The organism is Clostridium pabulibutyricum (genome assembly GCF_058242705.1).
On record NZ_JBZAYZ010000010.1, the window covers coordinates 99,515 to 108,942 of the forward strand.

Here is a 9,428-nt window from a genome sequence, read left to right on the forward strand (position 1 = left end):
GTAGACACAAAATATCGAATATTTAAGCAGATTTTTTGCAATTATCCTCACATTGTTGAGGGGTAATATATCCTATAGAACCATGGATTCTAATCCTGTTATACCATGATTCTATATATTGGAATACAGCCAATTTTGCAGAATTATAATCATAGTATTTAACAAGATTTACCTCTTCTTTCTTTAATGAAGCATGGAATGACTCAATGCAGGCATTATCATAAGGACAGCCCTTGGCACTGAAAGAATGCGTTAGCAAATGAGTACCCAGAAGATAATTTTCAAATTCACAACTTGTATATTGAACACCAAGATCACTGTGGAGAACCAATGGTTTAACTGGTTTCTGGAGATTAAGAGCATTGTCAACTGCATTTACAGCAAGTTTAGAATCTATAGATTTTGAGAAACTATAACCAATTATTTTTCTGCTGTAGAGATCCATGACGGATGCAAGATAACACCAGCCGTCTTTTATAGTGTGTATATATGTTATATCGGTACACCATTTCTGATTTATTGTACTAGTATTAAAATCTCTTTTAAGGATATTTTCCTTTTCTTCAACCTTAGATTTTGAAGGAAAAGGTCTGAATTTTTTACAAACAATGGACTTTATACTCAATTTTTTCATAAGTCTTTGTGTTCTTTTAAGACTTATATTTATATTAATCTGTCTTAGCTTATAGTTTATTTTTATTGCTCCATAGCGTTTTTTACTATCATTATAAATCTTCATAATACGAGCTTGAATTCGTTTATTCTCAATGCTTCGCATACTCTGTTTCCTTGTTAAACTTTTATAGAAGGAACTTCTTGGAATATTGAAAATATTACACATTAATTTAATACTATAGTTATCTTTATTGTCTTTAATAAAATTATATACTGTATCTAATTTTTCTTTGCAAATATGGCCATAGCTTTTTTTAATATTTCATTCTCCTCTTCCAACTTCGCCATTTTCTTGATTAAGGTTTGATACTCAGCAGTTGTAATAGTTTTATTTTTATCTATCTGTATTGGTGCTGCCTTTTTAATCCATAATTTTATTGTTGATTTAGATGCGCCATATTCGCTGTTTAATTCACTCAGGTTTTACCTGAATTATAAAGCTCAACTATTGTATTTTTGAAATCTTCTGTATATCTCTTAGATCTATTTGACACTGTGCAGACACTCCTTTTCTTTTATTTTATATCGTTCGAATTTTCGTGTCTACATTTTTATACTAGCACCAAGACTTGTAAGAGAAACAGGAAAGTATCTTACTTATATAACACCATTTAGCCATCATGTAAATCAATCAGGAGAAATTTCAACGCTTGATGATTCGATAATTATAGAAACAGCAAGAGAATTTAAGACAGCACCTCTTTTGTCTGTTACAAATATATCTGGTAGTAATTTTGATACTGAGTTAATAGATGGTATATTGAACAACGACGATGTTCAGGAGAAACTTATAGATAATATAGCACAGGAAATGCAGAAAAAAGGATACTATGGAGTTGTAATAGATTTTGAAAGAATATCACCTGAAAACAGAAATAGATATAATGAATTTTTAAGAAAACTTGTAGCTAAGCTTCATCCTATGGGATATATTGTTGGAACTGCAGTTGCTCCAAAAACCTATGATATTACAGAAGGTGCTTGGCATGGTGCACATGATTATAGAGCTCATGGTGAGATAGTAGATTTTGTTATAATCATGACTTACGAGTGGGGGTGGTCAGGAGGACCACCAATGCCTGTTGCACCGATAAATGAAGTGAGAAAGGTAATAAGCTATGCAGTGAGTGAGATCCCTGCAAATAAAATATTTATGGGAATGCCTCTTTATGGATATGATTGGACACTTCCGTATATACCTGGTGGAGAATTTGCAGAAAGTATAGGAAATCAGGAAGCAATAGATCGAGCAAGAGAATTTGGGGCTCAAATAAAATATGATGAGGAGGCACAGTCTCCATATTATAATTATTTTGATGGGCAGGGTAGACAACATGTGGTGTGGTTTGAGGATGCGAGAAGTGTGTATGCCAAATATAAAATGGCCAGTGAATTTGGTCTTAGAGGGGTAAGTTACTGGTCTCTTGGAAAAAGTTTTCCTCAAAACTGGCAAGTACTCGACAATATGTTTTTTATTGAGAAAGTTTTGCCTTAAATTATTTTATAAGTATAAAGTTTTTATATGTGTATTCTTATATTTATAAGAAGCTGTTACGGTTTTTTGGTTAATTTAATATTTTTGGTTGTTTAAAAATGCACTTAGTCGAGGGGTGCATTTTTAAGTTTCCAACCATATCTTTATATAAAATCGTCATGAATGTTCTAATTTCAATGTTTTATAGTAATTCCCTATATTGCCAATGAAAACGAAATTGCCTTAAAAATTTTTGAAAAAGCTATTTATGGTGTTTCAGAGCAGTTTTAGTTTTATAAAGTCTCTGACTTATAGAATTTTTCCAACCTCCATAAAAATTAAAGTTGCTATAAGGCCATCTATTTCAATGGTTTAGACTGAAATTTTATGCTGTTTTCTACAAAATGAAAAACGGTTGGAAAAATTTCAGCGAAATCCTTTATTTATGTGACTTTAGAGTATATAATGAAAATAAGGAATGGCTATTTTACACAGGTTGAACCTCAACATATGATGTATTTAAATATATATTTTTGGATAGTTTCCCACACTTAAACCGTTGAACCTCAACATATGATGTATTTAAATGCAACATTGTCTACAACTGATAAAACAGTGAAAGGTGTTGAACCTCAACATATGATGTATTTAAATTCATTATCAAAATTAAGTGTAAGAAATTCCCTTGAAGTTGAACCTCAACATATGATGTATTTAAATATACTGGGAGACTTAAGGATATGAGCGTTTCCATGACAGTTGAACCTCAACATATGATGTATTTAAATTTGGAAAGCCCTATATTGCCCTTCACTTATTTCACGTTGAACCTCAACATATGATGTATTTAAATTGTGCTGTATCTCTATTGTCATAAGGAACTATTTTAGTTGAACCTCAACATATGATGTATTTAAATCCCATAAGAGCAAAACTCTTTTTTTGTGCATCCGCAAGTTGAACCTCAACATATGATGTATTTAAATCAATTGAGTAATGATAGCAAGTTCATAACTCAAACAGGTTGAACCTCAACATATGATGTATTTAAATTACATTCTTAGGCAAGCAAGGTGATTACACACAAGGGTTGAACCTCAACATATGATGTATTTAAATTCTAGTCCTATAGCCGCCAAATCTGTTTTAACTGGTTGAACCTCAACATATGATGTATTTAAATGTTAAAATGCAAAGAAAATGATACCAATATTGCAAAAGTTGAACCTCAACATATGATGTATTTAAATTCCTTTATGTCAACGCTGGGAGCATTTTTTCTAATGTTGAACCTCAACATATGATGTATTTAAATATGTCATATCCGTTTGTTACGGGTAACGGATTTCGTTGAACCTCAACATATGATGTATTTAAATAAGAATACAAAAAGCAAGTGGGAGAAAGACACAAACGTTGAACCTCAACATATGATGTACACCTTAATTCTGGGTTTGGGCTCTGCCCATTAAGTTCTTAACCTCGCAAAACAATTCTTTATTATTTGAAGTTTCCAACAATATCTTTGCAGAAAATCATCTTAGATTCTCTAAATGATTTGTTTATTGGGATATAAACCGAATCTGGCATTATGAGATATTAACAGCTACAAAATCAGTAAAACAGTCACTTCTAAAAACAAAAGGAGTGACTGTTGACAATTCAGCTTAAGTATAAGTTAGTCTTTTATCAATAGATTCATACAAATATCAAATTTTGATTACAGGAAAATATACTTCCGTTATAAATTCATTGGGGCTGAATTTGCTATCAGGGCCTTTAATATACTCATCATATGGAGGTCCTGTTATTTTGTAGGAATTTTTATTTATCCAATCTAGGAGTTCAGCGTAAGCTTCACCGATTTCACTGTATAATCCTGTGAAGGTTGTATGGGCATATAATCCTCCTTTTAAAGTGCTGGTTGATATAGAAGTGGTTTTTAACTTTTTATTAACTGGTATGCAGACTTCTACATCAGCATTGTTTTCATCGAAATCAGTTTGTGAATTTTGGTCAAAATTTTGGTCATGATAAATTGTTCTTATATTGCCACAGGGTGATAGATTATTTTTATATATATTTTCAAAAACATTGCCAATTAAATTTCCTATATTGTCCATTGAAATCCTTTTTCGTACACTTAGGATAGTTAAATCTTCCGTTATGTCGGTTGATATTTTAAAATCTTGTTTAAAGTTCATAATATCATATCCTTTCATTCTTTGTTCAAGTGAATTTTCCAGATCATTTAAAATAATATGTGTTTCATCAAGTTGATTTTTCAATAAACTTATTTGTTTAGACATAAGTTTGATTAATGTAGTATTAGTGTTATCTTCAATAATTTGTTTGATTTCATCAAGTGAAAAAGTATATCTTTTTAGTTTGTTTATTTTTAGGATATCTTGTATTTGCGATTTTTCATAATACCTGTACAGATTTTCCGGATTTATGAAGCTTGGTTTTATTAATCCGATTTTGTCGTAATGCCGTAACATCTTAGTTGAGACTTTTCCAATTTTCGAAAATTGTCCTATAGTATACATACTTACCTCCTGATAATTATTTCCTTCGAAGTATAAATATATTTTAAACTTTACCATAATGTTAAAGTCAATATTTAAATTAATAAAATAATAAATAAAATAAAAATTGTAGTATTTATATGTTGACAAAAGTTTAGTTTAAATATATAGTTACTTATAGTAATAACTAATAGTAACTATAAGGAGATATTTATGAATATAGAATTAATTAAAAAATTTTTAGATGCATGTCATCAGGCCAAAAAGATAACTGAACTAATGCCTGAACTGCCTATAGGTATAAAACCTAGACATATTCATGTAATTGATGTAATTTCCAGACTCAGTACGTATAAGGAATATGTAAAGGTAACTGATGTTAGCAGAGAACTTAAAGTTACAAAACCAAGTGTAACTAAACTTATAAGTGAACTTGAAGCTAATAAGGTATTGGTTAAAAGATCGAGCTGCAGTGATAAAAGAATAATTACGCTCGAACTTACAGCACTTGGGAAAAAATATTATGATATCTACGTATACAGGTATCAAAAATGGTTATCGGAATTATTTGTCGATATTAACGAGAAAGATATTGCAATTACAGGTAATACTGTCGAAAAATGTTATGAAATTATGAAGTCAAATAATATAAAAGATTAGAATGGACAGGAAGGGTATATAATGGAAAACTTATATGAGAGAAAGATAGACTTAAAACTTGTCTTATCAATTATAGCAACTGGCATTATGTCTTTTACCGGAGTTGTAATTGAAACTTCTATGAATGTTACTTTTCCAACATTGATGAAAGAATTTAATGTTGGTACATCTACTGTGCAGTGGATAACTACCGGATATTTACTAATTTTATCAATGGTGATTCCAACATCTTCATTTTTAAAGAAACAATTTACAACAAAAAAATTATTTCTAGCAGCTATTTTGCTTTTTATTTCAGGAACTGTAATGGATGCAGTAACCCCATTTTTTAACTTTTTATTGCTTGGACGTATAATCCAAGGGATAGGGACAGGCATAGCACTTCCACTTATGTTCAATATAGTTTTGGAACAAGTACCGCTTAACAAAATGGGATTTATGATTGGTGTTGCTTCGCTTATAACTGCTGTAGCGCCAGCGGTGGGACCTTCACTTGGTGGAATGATAGTAAATTCATTTGGATGGAGAATGATATTTGTTTTTTTATTACCAGTTTTAATACTTGCTTTTTTTATTGGGATTTTCTCAATTCGCTCCTCAAATACTGAAAAAGTTAAGTTTGATTGGAAAGGATATATATTTTTAGCAATATGTTTTACAAGTTTTATTTTGGCAACTAGTTTTGCAGGTACAAAGGGATGGATGAGTATCCAGGTGATTTTATTGTTTATAATAAGCATAATTTCATTAGTGATTTTTTGCAGACATTCTTTAAAGGTTAAGCAGCCTATTATTAATATTAAAATATTTTATACTCCATCATTTTCGTTTAGTGTGTTATCAGTTATACTTATTCAGTTTATATGTTTGGCATTGGGATTTTTAATTCCTAATTATTCTCAGATAGTGTCTGGAGAAAATCCACTTGTTGCGGGATGTCTTTTACTTCCAGGATGTATATTGGGCGCCATGTTGTCACCTATAAGTGGAAAAGTACTTGATAAATTTGGAGCTAAAAAGCCGATTATATTAGGAAATATTTCTATTTTAGTTTCTACAATATGCTATAGTATTTTTGCTAAAAACTTAACTTTAACACTTTTTATAGTGTTTTATATATTCTTTGCATTTGGACAGGGAAGTGCTATGGGAAACACAATGACAAATGGGCTTAGATATTTACCAAAAAAATTGAATTCAGACGGAAATGCAGTTATCAATACACTTCAGCAACTGGCGGGTGCAATTGGTACATCTGTGATAACTACAATTGTATCATCAGTGCAAAATACAGGAGAATATAGTTTGCGTACATCTACTATAATTGGAAGTCAAAATGCATTCTATTTGCTTTTTGTGTTGTCATTTATAATGATCCTGTGTTCCTTTATGGTATTCAGGTTCGAAAAGTTTGAAACAAACTGATTAAATAGAAAATTATTTCAAATTTTATACACTATACCGTTTGTGTAAGCGGTATAGTGTTTTTTATTTCAATTTATTCTATGTATTTCTAAAAATTTGATTTTTTTTTGAAAATTATTGACTTATGAATAAAAAGGCAATATAATTTTTATTGAACAAAGAATAATACTCTGAACATATGTAAACATAATACTAAAATATCTTTTTTAACTTGCATAATATATTTCAATATCAAGGAGGTGTAAAGGTTTAAAAATATACTTTACAGAATTAACAAAATATTAAAAACTGAGGAGGTAAATTTATGAATGTATTAGCCAACTTGGCACAGGGGTTTATAGGACTATTTAATAAAGGTGGAGAGAGCTTTGTAAGTACCGTTACAGGGGTTCTTCCAACATTAATTGTACTTATGACAGCTGTAAATGCGATTATCAGTTTGATTGGTGAGGAAAGAGTTAATAGGGCGGCCAGGCTTTGTACAAAAAATGTAATTACAAGGTATACGATTCTTCCTATTCTTGCTATATTTTTTTTGACAAATCCAATGTGTTATACATTTGGGAGATTTGTGGAGGAAAAATATAAACCGGCGTATTATGATGCAACAGTTTCTTTTGTCCATCCGATTACGGGATTGTTTCCACATGCAAATGCAGCGGAATTATTTGTTTATACTGGAATAGCACAAGGTATAAGCAAATTGAAGCTTCCGCTTGGCGAATTTGCTTTAAGATATTTCCTCGTAGGTATAATAATTATATTTATTAGAGGAATTTTAACTGAAAAAATTACCGGCTATATTATGAATAAAGATAATAATAAGTCATCACAAGTTGCTTAGAAAATTATAGGAGGTAAATTTTATGTATAAATCAGTAAGAATAAAAAAAGGATCAAGTGGATGGGGAGGACCATTAATTATAAAACCCACGGAAAAGAAAAATAAAATTGTGAGTGTAACGGGACAGAACATTCATCCTATTGCCAATAAGATAGCCGAGCTTACGAATGCCGAAGTGGTAAACGGATTCACAACAGGTGTTAGTGATGATGAAATAGCGGCTGTAGTTGTTGATTGTGGTGGAACGGCCAGATGCGGAGTATATCCTAAAAAGGAGATAGCTACTATTAATGTAATGCCGGTTGGTCAATCGGGTCCATTGGCAAAATATATGAAAGAAAATATCTATGTTTCGGATGTAAAGGAAAGTTGTATTGAAGTAATTGATGAAGAGTCAGGTGAAAAAATAGATCAAGGTAAATCAAGCAAAATAAACACGCTTAATGCGAAAGAAAATAAGGACAAGTATTATCAAGAGGTGAAAAATAAAGCAAATGAAAAATACCAGAAAGAGAATTTTTTTGTTAGGTTGGGAAAAGGAGTAGGGGTAGTTGTTGGAAAGTTTTATCAAGCTGGCAGAGATACGATTGAAACAGTTATCAAGAATGTACTTCCGTTTATGGCTTTTGTAAGTATGCTGGTTGGTATAATACTAAAGTCTGGTATTGGAGATTTTGTAGCCAAGACTATTTCACCTTATGTAGGTTCGCTGCCTGGATTATTGATACTTTCTGTAATATGTGCTGTGCCTATACTTTCGCCACTGCTTGGACCTGGTGCAGTTATAGCTCAGGTGGTTGGTGTCCTTATAGGAGTTGAGATAGGAAAAGGTACGATACCTCCACGATTTGCCTTGCCTGCACTGTTTGCCATTAATCCACAAGTTGGCTGCGATTTTATACCTGTAGGATTGAGCTTGGCAGAGGCAAAACCTGAAACAGTAGAGATAGGAGTTCCGGCAATGTTGTTTTCAAGACTGATTACAGGACCACTGGCGGTAGTTATAGCCTATTTTATGGGAGCTGGTTTATATTAGATTAAAAAATAATAGAAAAGAGGTTCTTTTATTATGAAATATGAATCGAAAATCACAGGTATAGGAGATATGGCTTCAGAGTTATTAAATGAAAATGGCAGCCTTATAATATTCAATGAAAATGCACCCGAGGAGTTGGCTGAAATTTCATTTCTACATACTATCTCACAATTTAAATCGCAAATAGAAGTGGGCGATGTATTAGAACTGGGAGATTTTATGTATACGATTACCGCAATAGGAGAGGAGGCATTTCACACTTTGAAGGAGTTAGGGCATTGTACCTTTAAATTTTCCGGACAAGATATTGTTAAGCTTCCAGGGGAAATTGAGCTAAGTGGAGATGAAATGCCCCGTCTGAAAATTGGAGATAGAATAGTATTGAGATAAATTACAGTAGGATTAAATATTAGTAAATCTATGAATGGATGTAGTATGTGTAGCTGCATCCATTTTCTACGTAATTATCAATGTATTTAAATCATAAAAACCGTATATACATGGGAAATGCTATGTCAAGCATTTTTGAAAATGTCCCAAAAAGTTTTAATTATTAGCACCAGTTTTTTGCTGGTGCTTTATTGTTTTGATGCTATTAATTTAAGGTATGGCAAACAAACCTTAGAAACAATTAATTTTTAAAAAATAATTTCGTAAGTTTTTTATGCTATTTTTTCTTTTTGTCTATGAACTTGCTTATTACAGTAACGTTCAAATGAAGCCTTTCCATGGATGACTCATCGGTGGTATGTAGTGTTTCTTTGGAACTTTTGAAGTCTTTGCAAG

General features: G+C 31.4%; 7 protein-coding genes, 1 pseudogene and 1 CRISPR repeat array. Of the genes and pseudogenes, 6 read left to right on the top strand and 2 right to left on the bottom strand.

What is annotated here, in order from left to right; all coding sequences use genetic code 11:
- Positions 1–22: 22 nt before the first annotated feature.
- Positions 23–1,169, bottom strand: a pseudogene (locus AC4CVH_RS11610) (IS3 family transposase).
- Here AC4CVH_RS11610 and AC4CVH_RS11615 point away from each other — a divergent pair.
- A complete protein-coding gene (locus AC4CVH_RS11615) occupies positions 1,163–2,170 on the top strand; it encodes a glycosyl hydrolase family 18 protein (RefSeq protein ID WP_490787914.1) in 1,008 nt (335 codons plus the stop codon). The pseudogene AC4CVH_RS11610 and the gene AC4CVH_RS11615 overlap by 7 nt on opposite strands.
- Before the next feature lie 474 nt (positions 2,171–2,644).
- Positions 2,645–3,528: a CRISPR direct-repeat array (repeat unit 30 nt; unit sequence GTTGAACCTCAACATATGATGTATTTAAAT).
- A 330-nt stretch (positions 3,529–3,858) separates the two neighbouring features.
- On the opposite strand, the gene AC4CVH_RS11620 is transcribed toward AC4CVH_RS11615, so the two are convergent.
- Positions 3,859–4,698 (bottom strand): MerR family transcriptional regulator, encoded by an 840-nt coding sequence (locus AC4CVH_RS11620; RefSeq protein ID WP_490787915.1) that lies wholly within the window; start codon positions 4,696–4,698, stop codon positions 3,859–3,861.
- A gap of 192 nt (positions 4,699–4,890) precedes the next feature.
- Between AC4CVH_RS11620 and AC4CVH_RS11625 the strand changes: the two genes are divergently transcribed.
- The 5 genes from AC4CVH_RS11625 to AC4CVH_RS11645 all read left to right on the top strand — a co-directional run bounded on the left by AC4CVH_RS11625 (position 4,891) and on the right by AC4CVH_RS11645 (position 9,032).
- Positions 4,891–5,337, top strand: coding sequence for a MarR family winged helix-turn-helix transcriptional regulator (locus AC4CVH_RS11625; protein WP_490787916.1), 447 nt, complete (start codon positions 4,891–4,893; stop codon positions 5,335–5,337).
- A 21-nt stretch (positions 5,338–5,358) separates the two neighbouring features.
- On the top strand, positions 5,359–6,762 hold the full coding sequence (locus tag AC4CVH_RS11630; protein ID WP_490787917.1) for an MDR family MFS transporter: 1,404 nt from the start codon (positions 5,359–5,361) through the stop codon (positions 6,760–6,762).
- Positions 6,763–7,066: 304 nt separating this feature from the next.
- Positions 7,067–7,606, top strand: coding sequence for a PTS glucitol/sorbitol transporter subunit IIC (gene srlA / locus AC4CVH_RS11635; RefSeq protein ID WP_490787918.1), 540 nt, complete (start codon positions 7,067–7,069; stop codon positions 7,604–7,606).
- Positions 7,607–7,628: 22 nt separating this feature from the next.
- Positions 7,629–8,642, top strand: a complete 1,014-nt coding sequence (srlE, locus tag AC4CVH_RS11640) for a PTS glucitol/sorbitol transporter subunit IIB (RefSeq protein ID WP_490787919.1) — start codon at positions 7,629–7,631, stop codon at positions 8,640–8,642.
- A gap of 33 nt (positions 8,643–8,675) precedes the next feature.
- On the top strand, positions 8,676–9,032 hold the full coding sequence (locus tag AC4CVH_RS11645) for a PTS glucitol/sorbitol transporter subunit IIA (RefSeq protein ID WP_490787920.1): 357 nt from the start codon (positions 8,676–8,678) through the stop codon (positions 9,030–9,032).
- Positions 9,033–9,428 lie beyond the last annotated feature (396 nt).